The 15889-nt window shown below is 62.6% G+C and carries 12 protein-coding genes; 7 read left to right on the forward strand and 5 right to left on the reverse strand.

Annotated elements, in window-relative coordinates; translation table 11 throughout:
* Positions 1–150: 150 nt before the first annotated feature.
* From QK296_RS12740 to QK296_RS12750, 3 genes are read left to right on the forward strand one after another with little or no spacing between them, the layout of a single operon-like run.
* The gene (locus QK296_RS12740; protein ID WP_282390994.1) at positions 151–1317 is read left to right on the forward strand and encodes an efflux RND transporter periplasmic adaptor subunit; all 1167 of its coding nucleotides are present in this window, start codon (positions 151–153) and stop codon (positions 1315–1317) included.
* Positions 1314–4490: an efflux RND transporter permease subunit gene (locus QK296_RS12745; RefSeq protein ID WP_282390996.1), complete on the forward strand. Its 3177-nt coding sequence runs from the start codon at positions 1314–1316 to the stop codon at positions 4488–4490. Before QK296_RS12740 ends, QK296_RS12745 begins: the two co-directional genes overlap by 4 nt.
* Entirely contained in the window at positions 4487–5941 is a 1455-nt protein-coding gene (locus QK296_RS12750; RefSeq protein WP_003191645.1) for an efflux transporter outer membrane subunit, read from the forward strand. Before QK296_RS12745 ends, QK296_RS12750 begins: the two co-directional genes overlap by 4 nt.
* Before the next feature lie 264 nt (positions 5942–6205).
* On the opposite strand, the gene QK296_RS12755 is transcribed toward QK296_RS12750, so the two are convergent.
* Complete coding sequence (locus tag QK296_RS12755) at positions 6206–7498, reverse strand: sorbosone dehydrogenase family protein (RefSeq protein ID WP_003191644.1); 1293 nt, start codon at positions 7496–7498, stop codon at positions 6206–6208.
* Complete coding sequence (locus QK296_RS12760) at positions 7495–7920, reverse strand: DUF2231 domain-containing protein (RefSeq protein ID WP_003191643.1); 426 nt, start codon at positions 7918–7920, stop codon at positions 7495–7497. Before QK296_RS12760 ends, QK296_RS12755 begins: the two co-directional genes overlap by 4 nt.
* A gap of 188 nt (positions 7921–8108) precedes the next feature.
* Here QK296_RS12760 and QK296_RS12765 point away from each other — a divergent pair, with 188 nt between their 5' ends.
* From QK296_RS12765 to QK296_RS12775, 3 genes are read left to right on the forward strand one after another with little or no spacing between them, the layout of a single operon-like run.
* Complete coding sequence (locus QK296_RS12765; RefSeq protein ID WP_057711789.1) at positions 8109–8588, forward strand: ATP-binding protein; 480 nt, start codon at positions 8109–8111, stop codon at positions 8586–8588.
* Positions 8585–9382, forward strand: coding sequence for a nucleotidyltransferase domain-containing protein (locus QK296_RS12770; protein ID WP_057711790.1), 798 nt, complete (start codon positions 8585–8587; stop codon positions 9380–9382). Before QK296_RS12765 ends, QK296_RS12770 begins: the two co-directional genes overlap by 4 nt.
* Entirely contained in the window at positions 9375–9824 is a 450-nt protein-coding gene (locus tag QK296_RS12775; protein WP_003191640.1) for an NUDIX domain-containing protein, read from the forward strand. The genes QK296_RS12770 and QK296_RS12775 overlap by 8 nt, the downstream gene beginning before the upstream one ends.
* 62 nt (positions 9825–9886) lie before the next feature.
* Here QK296_RS12775 and QK296_RS12780 read toward each other — a convergent pair whose 3' ends face one another.
* Positions 9887–10447 (reverse strand): cysteine hydrolase family protein, encoded by a 561-nt coding sequence (locus QK296_RS12780; RefSeq protein WP_003191639.1) that lies wholly within the window; start codon positions 10445–10447, stop codon positions 9887–9889.
* Between the two features lie 145 nt (positions 10448–10592).
* On the opposite strand from QK296_RS12780, the gene QK296_RS12785 reads away from it, so the two are divergent.
* A complete protein-coding gene (locus QK296_RS12785; RefSeq protein ID WP_282391001.1) occupies positions 10593–12791 on the forward strand; it encodes an OsmC domain/YcaO domain-containing protein in 2199 nt (732 codons plus the stop codon).
* Between the two features lie 122 nt (positions 12792–12913).
* Here the strand turns inward: QK296_RS12785 and QK296_RS12790 are convergent, their stop codons facing one another.
* Both QK296_RS12790 and QK296_RS12795 read right to left on the reverse strand, forming a co-directional pair.
* Positions 12914–14080, reverse strand: coding sequence for a cystathionine gamma-synthase (locus QK296_RS12790; RefSeq protein ID WP_094774667.1), 1167 nt, complete (start codon positions 14078–14080; stop codon positions 12914–12916).
* Positions 14077–15453, reverse strand: a complete 1377-nt coding sequence (locus QK296_RS12795) for a cystathionine beta-synthase (RefSeq protein WP_034134969.1) — start codon at positions 15451–15453, stop codon at positions 14077–14079. Before QK296_RS12795 ends, QK296_RS12790 begins: the two co-directional genes overlap by 4 nt.
* Positions 15454–15889: the final 436 nt, after the last annotated feature.

Below are 15889 nucleotides of genomic sequence, written 5' to 3' on the forward strand. Positions count from 1 at the left end.
GAGCAAGCTCGCTCCTACCTGTTTAACCCTCCAGATATTTCTCAGACAAAACACACCCCCGGTTTTATAGCGCTTGACCTTCCCAGTATGGCAAGCCGGATAAAAACCCCAAGTGTCGATTTGTCTTGAAAATTCCAAGGAGGGTGAACGATGTACACCAAACCAGTAAGCCTGATTGCCGGCGCGTTGGCCGTAGCGTTAACGCTGGGCGGATGCTCGGACAAGGCGCCGCCAGCCGCAGCCGCTCAGCCACCTGGTGTGCCGGTGGCCCAGGTGGTGGCGCGGGCGGTGACGCCGTTTGTGGAGTACACCGGTTCATTGACCGCCATCGACCAAGTTCAATTGCGCCCGCGAGTCAGTGGCTATCTGCAAAGTGTCAGCGTGCCCGAAGGCCAGTTCGTGGCCAAGGGCAGCCCGTTGTTTGTGATCGATCCGCGCATGTTCCAGGCGGCAGTGAACGCCGCCAAGGCGCGCTTGCGCGAGGCCGAGGCCAATGCATCACTGGCCCAGGCCGAGCATGGCCGCGCCGAGCAGTTGTTTGCCAAGAAGGTGGTGGCGCGTGATCGCCTCGACACCGCCGTTGCTTCGCTGAATGCCGGCAGGGCCCAGGTGGAAGCCGCCAGGGCGGCGCTAGACACGGCCCAACTGGACCTGAGCTACACCCGCGTCACCGCGCCTATCAGCGGGCGCATCGACCGCGCACTGGTGACGCAAGGCAACTATGTCACCCGTGGGGAAACACCCCTGACCACAATTGTCTCCATCGACCCCTTGCATGTGTATTTCGATGTGGATGAACGCACCTACCTGCATTCGCTGGCCGCGACGCGGCAGCATGCCGGGTCCAAGGGTGAACAAGCCGCCAAGGTCATGGTGGCAATGCTCAATGACACCACCTATGCACGCGCCGGGCGCGTGGACTTTCTGGCCAACTCGGCCGACCGCAAGACCGGCACCGTGCGCGTGCGTGCGGTGGTGGCGAACCCGGATGGACGCTTGACGCCGGGGCTGTTCGCCAAGGTCAAGCTGGATACCGGCACGGCGCAACCCCGGGTGTTGATTGCCGACCATTCCATCGGCACCGACCAGGGCCGCCGTTATGTGCTGGTAGTGGGTGAGGGTGACAAGACCGAATACCGCCCGGTCGAACTGGGCCCGGTGGTCGACGGCCTGCGGGTCATCGAACAGGGCCTGCAACCGGGCGAGCGCATTGTCGTCAAAGGCCTGGTGCGGCCGGGCATGCAGGTAACACCACTGGCCGCCAGCATCGAGGGCAAGCCGCTTGAGGCGCCGCTGGCGGTGGGGGGCGTGCAATGAGCTTCCCACGCTTTTTCATCGACCGACCGATATTCGCCATCGTCCTCTCGGTGTTGATGATGATCGGCGGCATCGTGGCCTTCTTCCATTTGCCGTTGAGCGAATACCCCGCCGTCACGCCGCCCACGGTGCAAGTGACTGCGTCGTATCCGGGGGCCAACCCGCAGGTAATTGCCGAGACAGTGGCAGCGCCGCTGGAACAGGTGATCACCGGGGTCGAGGGCATGCTTTACATGACCTCGCAGTCGGCCACCGACGGCCGCATGATCCTGACCGCGACCTTCGCCCAGGGCACCAACGCGGATATGGCCCAGATCCAGGTGCAGAACCGTGTGTCGCGGGCTTTGCCGCGCTTGCCCGAAGAGGTACAGCGCCTGGGCGTGGTCACGCAGAAAACCTCGCCGGACATCCTCATGGTGGTCCACCTGCTGTCCCCGGACCAACGTTATGACCCGCTCTACATCTCCAACTATGCCTACCTGCAGGTGCGCGATGAGTTGTCGCGGCTGCCGGGGATCAACGATGTGCTGGTGTGGGGCGCGGGTGAATACAGCATGCGCCTGTGGCTCGACCCGGACCTGATCGCCGCCCGTGGCTTGACCGCCGGCGATGTGATTGGCGCCGTGCGCGAGCAGAACGTGCAAGTGGCGGCGGGCTCGGTCGGCCAGTCGCCGGATTCCACTGCGGCCTTTCAGGTCACGGTCAATACCCTGGGGCGCTTGACGGACGAAGAGCAGTTTGGCGACATCATCATTCGCACCGGCGATAACGGTCAGGTCACGCGTTTGCGCGATGTGGCCCGTATCGAGATGGGCGCCGATGCCTACGCGCTACGCAGCCTGTTGGACGGCGAGCCGGCGGTGGCCTTGCAGATCATCCAGAGCCCTGGGGCCAACGCCCTCGATGTGGCGCAGTCGGTGCGCGACACCATGCAGCGCCTGCAGGCCAACTTCCCGGAAGGGCTGGTGTCGCGGATTGCCTACGACCCCACCGTGTTTGTGCGCGCTTCGCTGGAGTCGGTGGCCATCACGCTGATGGAAGCTATCCTGTTGGTGGTGATTGTGGTGGTGGTGTTCCTGCGCAACTGGCGCGCGTCGCTGATCCCCTTGATGGCCGTGCCGGTGTCGATCATCGGCACCTTCGCGGTCATGCACCTGATGGGCTTCTCCCTCAACACCTTGTCGCTGTTCGGCCTGGTGCTGTCGATTGGCATCGTGGTCGACGATGCCATCGTGGTGGTCGAGAACGTCGAGCGGCATATCGAGAACGGCGAGGAGCCGATGAAAGCTGCACGACGGGCCATGGGCGAGGTCACCGGCCCTATCATTGCGATCACCTCGGTGCTGGCGGCCGTGTTCATTCCCACCGCGTTTCTCAGCGGCCTGCAAGGCGAGTTCTATCGGCAGTTTGCGCTGACCATCGCGATTTCCACCATCCTCTCGGCGGTCAACTCGTTAACCCTCAGCCCGGCGCTGGCCGGCCTGTTGTTGCGGCCGCGGCATGCCGCCGTGGCGCCCGACCCGCGTAGCCTGCGCGGTCGCGCCACGCGGCTGCTGGAGGTACTGGGCCGGCCGTTCAAGCGTGCGCCGCAAGCCTATGGCAACACCGTGCGCAAGGTTGTCGGCCGCCGCGGCGTGGCGCTGTTGGCCTACGGCGGCTTGCTGGCGTTGACCTGGTTTGGGTTCAACGCGGTACCGGCCGGCTTCGTGCCGATGCAAGACAAATACTATCTGGTCGGCATCGCCCAACTGCCGAACGCGGCCTCGTTGGAGCGTACCGATGCGGTGGTGCGGCAAATGTCGAAAATCGCCCTGGATGAACCGGGGGTCGAGAGTGTGGTGGCGTTCCCGGGGCTGTCGGTCAACGGTTTCGTCAACGTCCCGAATGCGGCGGTAATGTTCGTCATGCTTGATCCGTTCAAGGAGCGCACCTCGCCGGATATGGCAGCGGTCGCCATCGCCGGGCGCCTGCAAGCCAAGTTTGCGAGCATCCCCGACGGCTTCCTCGGCGTATTCCCACCGCCGCCGGTACCGGGGCTCGGGGTGACCGGGGGCTTCAAGCTGCAGGTCGAAGACCGTGGCGGCGTCGGGCTTGAGGCGTTGGTGCAGCAGACCCAAATGCTGATGACCAAAGCCACTGAGTCAGGCCAGGTGGCCGGGTTGATGACCAGCCTGGACGTCAACGCGCCGCAACTGAATGTCGACATCGACCGCACCCAGGTCAAGAGCCAGGGCGTGCGCCTGGCGGATGTGTTCGAGTCGCTGCAGGTCTACCTGGGGTCGCTGTATGTCAACGACTTCAACCGGTTTGGCCGCACCTACAAAGTCACGGCACAGGCCGATGCAGACCACCGCATGCAGGCCGAAGCCATCGGCCGTCTGCAGGTGCGCAATGCCGCCGGCGACATGCTGCCGTTGTCGGCATTTGTCACGGTCACGCCGAGCTCCGGGCCTGACCGGGTGATTCACTACAACGGCTATCCGTCGGCGGATATCTCTGGCGGCGCGATGCCAGGGGTCAGCTCGGGGCAGGCGGTTGCGCTTATGGAACGCTTGGCCCAGGAGGTACTGCCCGAGGGCGTGACCTATGAATGGACAGACCTGACCTACCAGCAAAAACTTGCCGGGTCATCGGCCCTGTTTATTTTCCCGCTGTGTGTGTTGCTGGCGTATCTGATCCTCGCCGCGCAGTACAACAGTTGGCTGCTGCCGTTGGCGGTGTTGCTGATCGTGCCCATGTGCCTGCTCAGCGCAATCCTCGGCGTGTGGCTGGTGGACGGCGACAACAACGTGTTCGTGCAGATCGGGTTGGTGGTGCTGGTGGGCCTGGCGGCGAAGAACGCCATCCTGATTGTCGAGTTTGCCCGCAGCCTCGAAGCCGAAGGCGCCAGCCCCTTGGAAGCGGTGATCCACGCGTGTCAGTTGCGCCTGCGGCCTATTTTGATGACGTCTCTGGCGTTCATCGCCGGCGTGGTGCCGCTGGTGTTTGCCAGTGGCGCCGGTGCCGAGATGCGCCATGCCATGGGGGTTGCGGTGTTTGCCGGGATGTTGGGCGTGACGCTGTTCGGCCTGTTCCTGACGCCGGTGTTCTATGTGGTGATGCGCAGCCTGGCGCTGCGCGTGGAGCGCCAGGGGGCGAGCCCTAAGGTGCAGCTAAAGGAGAGCGCATCATGAAACAGGCGTATCCAGCTTTTGTGTTGTCGTTGACCCTGCTGGCTGGTTGCGGTTCGGTGGGGCCGGACTATTCCGCGCCGGTGCTGCCCGCTGCGCAACGGGCGACGAGCTTTGGCGCGCCCATTGCCGGGCTTGGTCCGGGCGAGGTGGAGGTGCAGTGGTGGCAGGTGTTTGATGAGCCGGCACTGAGCCAATTGATCCAGCAGGCACTGGCGGCCAACCACGACATCGGCATCGCCGCCGCACGCCTGGACGAAGCCAAGGCGCTGCTGCGTGAAAGCCGCCAAGGCTTCCTGCCCAGCGGCGGCGCCGCCCTGGGCTACGAGCATCGCAAGCGCAGCGAGGTCCAGACCCCGTTCGGCGAGCAGCGCTCCATTGAAACCACCCGCGCGGCGGTGGATGCGGCCTGGGAAATCGACTTGTTTGGCCGCGTGCGTCGCTCGGTGGAGGCGGCCCAGGCCCAGGCGGGGTCGCGTCAGGCGTTATTGCGCAACGTGCAAGCGAGCGTCGCGGCGACTGTCGCGGCCACCTGGTTTGACCTGCAAGGCATCGAAGCCGAGCAGGCCGTGGTTGCGGATATCAGCCAGAGCCAGCGCGACAGCCTGGGCCTGGTGGGGCAGATGGTCAGCGTCGGCGCCGCCACCGAATTCGACCGGCTGCGCGCCGAGGCCTTGTTGCGCAATGTGGAGGCGGTAGCGCCTGACCTGGAGCGACGTCGCGCCAGGGCAACCAACGCGCTGGCGGTGCTGCTGGGGCAAGCGCCTCAAGGGTTCAAGCCACCGCAGGCCCGGCCTGGGCGTGAAACCTTGAACCTGCGCACGCTGCAGGTGGGAGACCCAGCTGGCTTGCTGGCGCGCCGCGCCGACATCGCCGCGGCCGAACGCACGCTGGCGGCCGCGACCGCGCAGATCGGCGTGGAAACCGCTGGTTTGTATCCGGACATTCAGGTGCAGGGCTCCATCGGTTTGCTGGCCGGAAGCCTCAGCGCCCTGGGCGATGCGGGCATGCAGTCGAACTTTATCGCGCCGGTGATTCGCTGGTCGCTGCTGGACACCGGGCGCGTACGTGCGCGGATTGCCGCCAGCGAGGCGCGCACCCAGGCGGCCTTGATCGCTTATGACCAGACCGTGTTGCGGGCCCTGCAGGAAACCGATGATGCGTTCCAGGCCAACCGCACGGCCGGCAACACCCTGGGCTTGCGGCTGCTGGAGGCGGCCGCCAATCGTGAGGCCGCCAGCTTTGCGCGCGAGCGGTTTGCGCAAGGCGAGGGTGTGTACCTGGATGTGCTTGAGGCTGAACGTGCCGACTTCACCAGCCGCCGCGCATTGACCGCGGCGCGCACGGAGCAGCGCTTGGCGGTGGTGGGGATCTATAAGGCGCTGGGGGGCGGCTGGGAGATCTGTGAGCGGGCGGGGCAGGCGTGTAGCGGGGCTGCTGCTGTGTTGCGGTAACGGCCAGGTATCACACAGCGATCAAATGACGGTGGGCCTGTGGGAGCGGGCTTGCTCGCGAAGGCGGTTTGTCAGTCACTGGATCTGCGACTGAACCACCGCTTTCGCAGGCAAGCTAGCTCCCACATTGGTTACGTATTGCCCACAAAATCAGCGCCTGGCACAGACCTTGTGTGCGCCCGATGTCAGCCTGACAGCCGAACAGCATGTTGGATCAAAACCGCCTACACATCAGTCTCACTACCTCTTTGCGTAGTTCCTCGATTATTGGTTACGTGTGACTCGCCAAACAGTATTGGCCAAGTCGTCAGCAATGATCAGCGCGCCTTTGGGGTCCACGGTCACTCCAACCGGGCGGCCACGGGTTTTGCCGTCGTCGCCGCGAAAGCCGGTGGCAAAGTCGATGGGCTCGCCCGCCGGCTTGCCGTTGCTGAACGGTACGAAGATCACTTTATAGCCCACTGGGTTGTCACGGTTCCAACTGCCGTGCTCGCCGACAAACACGCCGTCAGCGAATTTTTCACCCAGGGCGGGGATGGAGAAATCCACGCCTAAAGCGGCCACGTGGGAACCCAGGCTGTAATCGGGCTTGATCGCCGCAGCCACCTTGGCCGGGTTTTGCGGTTGTGCGCGGGGGTCGACGTTCTGGCCCCAGTAGCTGTAGGGCCAGCCGTAGAAGGCACCTTCGCGCACCGACGTCAGGTAGTCCGGCACCAGGTCGGGGCCCAGCTCATCGCGCTCGTTGACCACCGTCCACAGTTGCCCGGAACCCGGTTGGATGGTCAACGCCGTCGGGTTGCGCAGGCCCGTGGCGTAGGGTTTGTGCGCGCCGGTGGCCGCGTCGATCTGCCAGACCATCGCACGGTCGATCTCCACTTCCATGCCGCGTTCGGTGATGTTGCTGTTGGAACCGATGCCCACATACAGCTGACGCCCGTCCTCACTCACGGCCAACGACTTGGTCCAGTGATGGTTGATCTGCGCCGGCAGGTCGGTGACTTTGACCGGTGGCGCGCTGGCCTTGGTCTGGCCGTCGGCGTAGTCAAAACGCACCAGTGCATCCTGGTTGGCCACATACAGCTTGCCGTCGGCGAATGCCAGGCCGTAAGGGGCGTTGAGGTTATCGGCGAACACGGTCTTGAGTTCATAGGTGCCGTCACCGTCGGCGTCACGCAGCAGCGTAATGCGGTTGCCGCCTTTGACCTGGGTGTTGCCCTGGGCCTTGATCACACTGGCGATCACGTCCTTGGGCTTGAGCTTGGCCGCGCTGCCGCCACGGCCTTCGGCCACCAGGATATCGCCGTTGGGCAGCACCAGGGTCTGGCGCGGGATCGCAAGGTCCTTGGCGATGGCGGTCACGCTGTAGCCTTCGGGCACCTTGGGCTTTTGTTCGCCCCACGGTGTGGGCTCGGCAATCTTCATGCTCGGCAACAGGCTGCTTTGTTGCTCGGGCAGTTTGGGGTCAGGGCCGCGTGCCTGGGTCTTGTCACCTTCGCCGCCACAGGCACTCAGCAACAGGGCGGCGCTGAGCAGGGTCAGTGTGTTGAGTGGTTTCATCGGGCAGCTCCTGAGCGCAGGTTGGTCAAGCCGAGCCAGGTGGCGACAATCGCCAGCACGGTGACAATCGCCGACAGCACCAAGCCAGCAGGCATCATGGCGTAGGCATCCTTGGCATGCTGAAAGGCGTTCACCAGCCCTAGCACCCAAGTGCCCAGCAACAGCAGGAAGTACGCCACCGGGCGTCCGCCCTTGTGTTCGGCACGCACCAGGTTGACCAGCGCAAACAGCAGGGCAAAGCCACAGAACACCAAGGCTCCAGCGATCAGCCAGGAGGCAAAATTGGCCCATTGGATCTGGTAGGTCTGGCCGTAGGCGATATCACTGAGCAAGGCTCCGAGAAACAACGGCACGGTGCCGGCAAGCAAAGTCCCGTGCAACGGCCCGGGCCTGACGACGGGGTAAGTGGGGAGGGTAGTCATGTCGGTGGCGGCTCCTTATCGTTCTGCACCCTGGACTCAGGGCGCGCTGACTTCGCATAGGAAAGGAGCCTGTCATTTGTCAGAAAGTTCATTGAGAGATGGCGATGTTTCCTGGCAGATGTACCTGGATGTGTTTACGACGCCAGCGTCATGACTCATCCTGTTTGGCCACAACAAGGAATCGTTTTATGCCAACCCTGCACCTGTTATGCGGCAAGATCGCCTCCGGTAAGTCCACACTCGCCAAAACCCTGGCTGCCGAGCATGGGGCCATTGTGCTCAGCGAAGACCAGTGGCTGGCCAGTCTCTACCCTGGTGAGATCCTGAGCATTGCCGACTACCTGCGCTGTGCCCAGCGGGTTCGTGGGGTACTTGAGCCGCTGGTGATCGATCTGTTGGCATGCGGCGTCAATGTGGTGCTGGATTTTCCGGCCAACACCCTCGTCAATCGTCAATGGTTGCTCGGCCTGGCCCAGGCAGCCAAGGTGCCGCACTGCCTGCATTACCTGGAGCTGGACGATGCCACCTGTCGTGCGCGCCTGCACGCGCGCAACGCCCGGGGTGAGCACGATTTTGCCGCCACCGATGCCGAGTTCGACCTGATCACTCGCCATTTCAGTGTGCCGAGTGAAGAGGAAGGTCTGGTGATTGAGGTGCACCGCCCGTGAACACCCAAAAATCTGCAGGCATTGATGTCGACGGCTATATCCTCACCGTTGCCGATCGGCCTATACAACCCGAGTTCCAGCCCCTGCTGACGGACATCTGCGCTACCTTGTCCCGGCCAGAACTGGGGCTGCACGGGATTTACCTATATGGCAGCATCGCACGGGGTGAAGGTGAGATCGGCGTTTCTGATCTTGACCTTTCGCTGATACTGGTCGAACCACCGAATGCGCCGGTGCTTGAACAATTGGAGTCGGCCCGACTCGCTTTGGAGCAACGGCATCCGAGCGTCACCAAGATCGACTTCGACATCGGCCACCGCGCCCAGGTGTTGGCGCCCGAAAACCGAAACAGTTGGGGCTTCTGGCTCAAACATCATTGCCGCTGTATCTGGGGCGAAGACCTGTCACTGCACTTCGAACCGTTTCGCCCGTCCTGCGCCATTGCCCTGGCGGTCAACGGCGATTTTGAACAGGCGCTCACGGCGTATCTGGTAGGTATCGAACAGGCCAGCACTGAGCAGGTACGCCATCGCTTGCAGCGGGAAGCATCGCGGGCCTTGATCCGCGCCACCCACACTCTGCGAGCGCAAGATGCGCAAACCTGGCCGCAAACCCTGGAAGAGTACGTCGGCCTGTTTGTTCAGCATTACCCGACCATGCGCGTGCAAATCGCCTACTTCCTGTTTGAGGCACGCAACCCGAGCGCCGAGGGCCAGGCATTTACGACACGCCTACGGGCGTTTCTGAGCTGGATGAATTCAGCAGTCATAGAAAGGAATCAATCTGATGCGTGAACGCAAAGCGGCACGATTACTGGTCATAAACCCTGCACAGCAAGTGTTGCTGTTTCGCTTCGTGCACAAAGAAGGCGCCTTGGCCGGCCAGGATTACTGGGCCACGCCGGGCGGTGGCGTTGAGGCCGGGGAGACCTTTCACAGCGCCGCGATTCGTGAGTTGCGCGAAGAGACGGGTATCACGGTCAGCAGCGTCGGGGAATGTGTAGCAGAGCGCAACGTGACCTTGATGCTACCCTGCGGCGAAACGGTGCTGGCGGTTGAGCGGTACTTCGTTGTGCATGCGCCCAGCGAGGCGTTATCCAGGGCCGAGTGGACGCAGCAGGAGGCACAGGTGATGGCGGACCATCGCTGGTGGTCGGCAGAGGCGCTGCGCGCAACGAGCGATACGGTATGGCCGCAAGCGTTGCCGCAAATGCTGGAGGATGCCGGGGTCTTTTAACCGTCCAGGCCGGCAAGCGGTCGCCATCGTGCGTTTGCCCTGATGCATGTCTGCATTGCTTATTAATGATTGGCCAGGATTTCACTCGTCTGGAACACCCTTGCATAGTCCATCGCCAAGTTGCTGAGCGACAAAGCATGCACATCTTCTGCCGCCCACAGGCGCCCCGACAAGTCGGTTTGGTCGAAGGTAAAACACGCATCCGCCGCCACGATCACGTCGAACCCCAGGTTGCCGCCCGAGCGTGCGGTGGACTCCACTGAATTGTTGGTGATGACGCCGACGATCACCAACTGCTGGATCGAGCGCAGGTGCAGCCAGCGCTCCAGGCCCGTGGCGCTGAACGCATCCGGTACGTTTTTTTCCACCACATGCTCGTGGGCCAGGGGGTGCAGCGCATCCTGGAACTCACAGCCGGGTTGGCCTGGCCGGAACACCGAAGCGTCAGCGCGGGATATATGCCGCACATGAATGATCGGGCGTTGCGCCTGGCGCCAGGCATTGAGCAATTGCTGTATGTGCAGCTCAGCGTCTGGGTTGTTGCGGCGGCCAAGGGTGGGATCGGCCATGCCTTTTTGCATATCGATGATCAACAGTGCGGCGTTCGTCGCTATCGGTTCCATGGCCTGTCCTGGCAGAGGTGAACATTATCTAACTAGTTGGAAGTTAGCACCGATCGGCAGCCCATACGCAAATCCCTGAGACTTCCCGGCGAAACGCTTCATAATGGCGGCCAATTTGTTTAGCTCGTTATTCTGGTGTGCCCGCATGGAAATTAAGGTCAACTTTCTCGACAACCTTCGGCTTGAAGCCAAGTTCGATGACTTCACGGTCATTGCCGACCAGCCCATCCGCTACAAGGGCGATGGCTCGGCGCCTGGGCCATTCGACTACTTCCTGGCTTCGTCGGCGTTGTGTGCGGCGTACTTTGTGAAGTTGTACTGCCAGACGCGCAATATTCCCACCGAGAATATTCGCCTGTCGCAGAACAACATCGTCGACCCGGAAAACCGCTACAATCAGATTTTCAAGATCCAGGTCGAATTGCCCGCGGACATCTCCGACAAGGACCGCCAAGGCATCCTGCGTTCCATCGACCGCTGCACCGTGAAGAAAGTGGTGCAGGCCGGGCCGGAATTCGTGATTGAGGAAGTCGAGAACCTCGACGCCGATGCCCAGGCGCTGTTGATGCCCAACTCCACGTCCGAGGCGGGCACCTACATTGCCGGCAAGGACCTGCCACTGGAACAGACCATCGCCAACATGTCGGCGATTCTCGCCGGCCTGGGCATGAAGATCGAGATCGCTTCGTGGCGCAATATCGTGCCCAACGTGTGGTCGCTGCACATCCGCGACGCCCATTCGCCGATGTGCTTTACCAACGGCAAGGGCGCGACGAAAGAAGGCGCGCTGGCGTCGGCGCTGGGCGAGTTCATCGAGCGCCTGAACTGCAACTTTTTCTACAACGACCAGTTCTGGGGCGAGGATCTGGCCAACGCGCCGTTCGTGCATTACCCGGACGAGCGTTGGTTCCGGCCGGGCTCCAACGATGAGTTGCCGAGTGAAATCCTCGATGCCTACTGCCTGAAAGTCTACAACCGCGAGGGCGAGCTGCGCGGTTCGCACCTGTTCGACACCAACTCCGGCAATGAGGCCCGTGGGATTGTCTCGCTGCCGTTCGCGCGCCAGTCCGATGGCGAGGTGGTGTATTTCCCGTCCAACCTGATCGAAAACCTCTACCTGAGCAACGGCATGAGCGCCGGCAACACCCTGGCCGAAGCCCAGGTGCAGTGCCTGTCGGAGATTTTCGAGCGGGCGGTGAAACGCGAAATCATCGAAGGCGAATTTGCGCTGCCAGATGTACCCGCCGAAGTGTTGGCCAAGTACCCAGGCATCCTGGCGGGCATCGAAGGCCTGGAAGCCCAGGGCTTTCCGGTGCTGGTCAAGGATGCGTCCCTGGGCGGTGAATTCCCGGTGATGTGCGTGACCTTGATGAACCCGCGCACCGGCGGCGTGTTTGCTTCGTTCGGCGCGCACCCCAGCCTGGAAGTGGCGCTGGAACGCAGCCTCACCGAGCTGCTGCAAGGCCGCAGCTTCGAAGGCTTGAACGACCTGCCGCAGCCGACCTTCGAAGGCCAGGCGGTCACCGAGCCGAACAACTTCGTCGAGCACTTTATCGATTCCAGCGGCGTGGTGTCGTGGCGCTTCTTCAGTGCCCAGTCCGATTATGAGTTCGTCGAGTGGGACTTCTCCGGCCAGGGCGAAGACTCCAATGTCCAGGAAGCCGCCACGCTGTTCGGCATCCTCGAAGGCATGGGCAAAGAATCGTATATGGCGGTGTATGAGCACCTCGGCGCTACCGCCTGCCGCATCCTGGTGCCGGACTACTCGGAAATCTACCCCGTGGACGACCTGATCTGGGACAACACCAACAAGGCGCTGTTTTTCCGCGAAGACATCCTTAACCTGCACCGCCTCAACGAGGAGGAGTTGCAGGCGTTGGTCGAGCGCCTGATAGAAAGCGAGCTGGACGACTACACCGATATCACTACGTTGATTGGCATCGAGTTCGATGACAACACGGCGTGGGGCCAACTGACCATCCTGGAGCTCAAGCTGCTGATCTTCCTGGCCTTGCAGCAGTATGAAGAGGCCAAGGAGTGCGTGGAGATGTTCCTGCAGTACAACGACAACACGGTTGAGCGTGGGTTGTTTTACCAGGCGATGAACGCGGTGCTGGAGATGGAGTTGGATGACGACTTGGAACTGGCCGATTACGAGGCCAACTTCCGGCGCATGTTCGGTAATGAGCGCATGGACGCGGTGATCGGTTCGGTTAACGGCAGCGTGCGCTTTTATGGGCTGACGCCGACCAGCATGAAGCTGGAAGGCCTGGACCGGCATTTGCGCTTGATCGATAGCTACAAGAAGCTGCATGCAGCGCGGGCCAACATCACCCAAGGCTGACCCACACTGATCGTTCCCACGCTCCGCGTGGGAACGCATCCGGTGACGCTCTGCGTCACGCTTGGGGACGCAGAGCGTCCCGGGTGGCATTCCCACGCAGAGCGTGGGAACGATCATGGCGGTTAGATGTGGGCCAAGGCTTGCGCCAGATCGGCGCGCAAATCCTCCACATCTTCAACCCCCACCGACAACCGCACCAGTCCATCGCCAATGCCCAATTGCGCTCGCGTCGCCGCCGGGATGCTGGCATGGGTCATGATTGCCGGGTGTTCGATCAGGCTTTCCACGCCCCCCAGGCTCTCGGCCAGGGCGAAGATCTTCACGTTTTCCAGAAAGCGCGTCGCGCCGGCCAGGTCGCTGTTCAAGTCCACTGAAATCATCCCGCCAAACCCGCGCATCTGCTGTTTCGCCAGGTCGTGCTGTGGGTGGGATTCCAAACCTGGGTAGTGAACCCGCGACACTTGCGGCTGTTGTTCCAGCCAGGTGGCCAGGTCCAGGGCATTGCTGCAATGGCGCTCCATGCGCAGCGACAGGGTTTTTACCCCGCGCAGGGTCAGGAAGGCATCGAACGGCCCGGCGATGGCGCCGATGGAGTTTTGCAGGAAGCCCAGGCGTTCGGCCAATTCAGCGTTGTCGCCAACCACAGCGATACCACCGATCACATCGGAATGCCCATTGAGGTATTTGGTGGTGGAGTGCACCACGATGTCGAAGCCCAGCTCCAGCGGGCGCTGGATCCAGGGGCTGGCGAAGGTGTTGTCGGCCACGCAGATAATCCCGCGGGCACGGCAGATGCGGGCCACGGCCCGCAGGTCGGTCAGGCTCAGCAGCGGGTTGCTAGGGGTTTCGACCCAGACCATGCGCGTGTCGTCCTGCAATGACGCTTCAAAGGCTGACAAGTCGCTGAGGTCGACATAGCTGAAGCGGTGCCCGGCACTGCGCTGGCGCACCTTGTCGAACAGCCGGAAGGTGCCGCCGTACAGGTCGTTGCCCGAGACGATATGCGCGCCAGCATCCAGCAGCTCCAACACAGTGGAGATCGCCGCCAGCCCCGAGGCAAACGCAAACGCCTGGCTGCCGCCTTCAAGGTCGGCCACGCAGCGTTCCAGGGCAAAACGCGTGGGGTTGTGGGAGCGGCCATAGTCAAAACCCTTGTGCACGCCGGGGCTGTCCTGCAGGTAGGTGGAGTTGGCGTAGATCGGTGGCATCAGCGCGCCCGTGGTCGGGTCGGGTGACTGCCCGGCGTGGATCACACGGGTGGCAAACGCGCTTTTATCGGGCTGGCTCATGCAAGGGATCTCCGTAGGTGGTTAAGCAGGTCGACGCGGGTGATCAGGCCATAAAAGCCTGAGGCGTCGGCAATGATGGCGACCAGGCCGCGATCCAGCTCGGCCTGAAGTTCGGCCAGGCTGGCGCTGGGGGCCAGGGTGTGCAGCGTATTGGTCATGGCGCTGGCGACGGTCATGGAGAAGTCCGCGGCGTCATGGTGCAGGCCCAGCAGGATGTCGGACTCGTCGATGACGCCCACCAGTGTCTGGCCATCGACCAGTACCGGCAGTTGCGACACGTCCGCCAGGCGCATGCGCTGGAAGGCGGTAAGCAGGGTGTCGTCGGGGCTTACGCTGATCACGCGGCCGTCTTCGAAGCGGCGCGCGATCAGGTCACGCAGGTCGCCGTAGTGCTTGTACTGCAACAGGCCGGCGTCGTTCATCCACTGGTCGTTGTAAACCTTCGACAGGTAGCGCGTGCCGGTGTCGCAGACAAAGGTCACCACGCGCTTGGGTTCGGTTTGCTCGCGGCAGTAGCGCAAGGCAGCGGCGAGCAGGGTGCCGGTGGATGAGCCGCCGAGGATACCTTCGGCCTTGAGCAATTGGCGGGCGTGGTCGAAGCTGTCGGCATCGCTGATGGAGTAGGCGTGGCGCACGCTGGACAGGTCGGCGATCGAGGGGATGAAGTCCTCGCCGATGCCTTCCACCGCCCAGGAACCTGGGGTTTCCAACTTGCCGCTGCGGCTGTATTCGGCCATTACCGAGCCGACCGGGTCGGCCAGTACCATGGCCAACTCGGGTTGCACGCGCTTGAAGAAACGCGTGAGGCCGGTGAGGGTGCCGGCCGAGCCGACGCCCACCACAATCGCGTCCACATCGTGCTGGGTTTGCGCCCAGATCTCCGGCGCGGTGCTGGTCTCGTGGGCCAAGGGGTTGGCCGGGTTATTGAACTGGTCGGCGAAGAACGAGCCTGGAATATCTTTGGCCAAACGTGCCGCCACATCCTGGTAATACTCGGGATGGCCCTTGCCCACATCGGAGCGGGTGATATGCACCTCGGCGCCCATGGCCTTGAGGTGCAGCACCTTTTCCGTGGACATCTTGTCGGGCACCACCAACACCACCCGGTAACCCTTGGCCCGGCCCACCAGCGCGAGGCCCAGGCCGGTATTACCGGCGGTGGCTTCAATGATGGTACCGCCAGGGCGCAAACGACCATCGCGCTCGGCAGCGTCGATCATCGCCAGGCCGATGCGGTCCTTGATGGAACCGCCGGGGTTTTGCGATTCAAGCTTGAGAAACAGCGTGCAGGGGCCGGTATCGAAGCGGCTGACCTTGACCAGCGGGGTATTGCCGATCAGCTCGAGTACGGCAGGGCGGGAAGGCGTGGGCATGTCGTCTCCTGGTTACGGGATGGGCGTAGGGCGAGGGACAGCAAAAAAACAGCATGGCTTGGAACATAGGCCGGTATCGCCGGTGTCGCAACTGGGCGTCCGTTGGATGACTTTTTTTGCCGCATGGGGGGAAGGCGCGCAATCAAACTGTGGGAGCGGGCTTGCTCGCTAAGGCGGCCTGACAGCCAACGCTTATCTACCTGATGCCCTGTGAAATGTGGGAGCTGGCTTGCCTGCGAAGACGGCCTGAAAGTCTGCCGGAATGTTGGCTCAGGCCGAGTACATATCCGTTATTTAGGTAACGGCCACTTAGGGTTCCGCTCTGACAGCGGCTCACTTTTGAAAAGAGCCGGAATGCCGGCCCAGCCAAAAGTAAGCAAAAGGCTCTTGCCCCACCACTCGGCACCTCGCTTAGGCTCGGTGTGCCCGTAATCCG

It is taken from the genome of Pseudomonas sp. AL10 (assembly GCF_029960685.1).
Taxonomy (GTDB): Bacteria; Pseudomonadota; Gammaproteobacteria; order Pseudomonadales; family Pseudomonadaceae; genus Aquipseudomonas; species Aquipseudomonas lactis.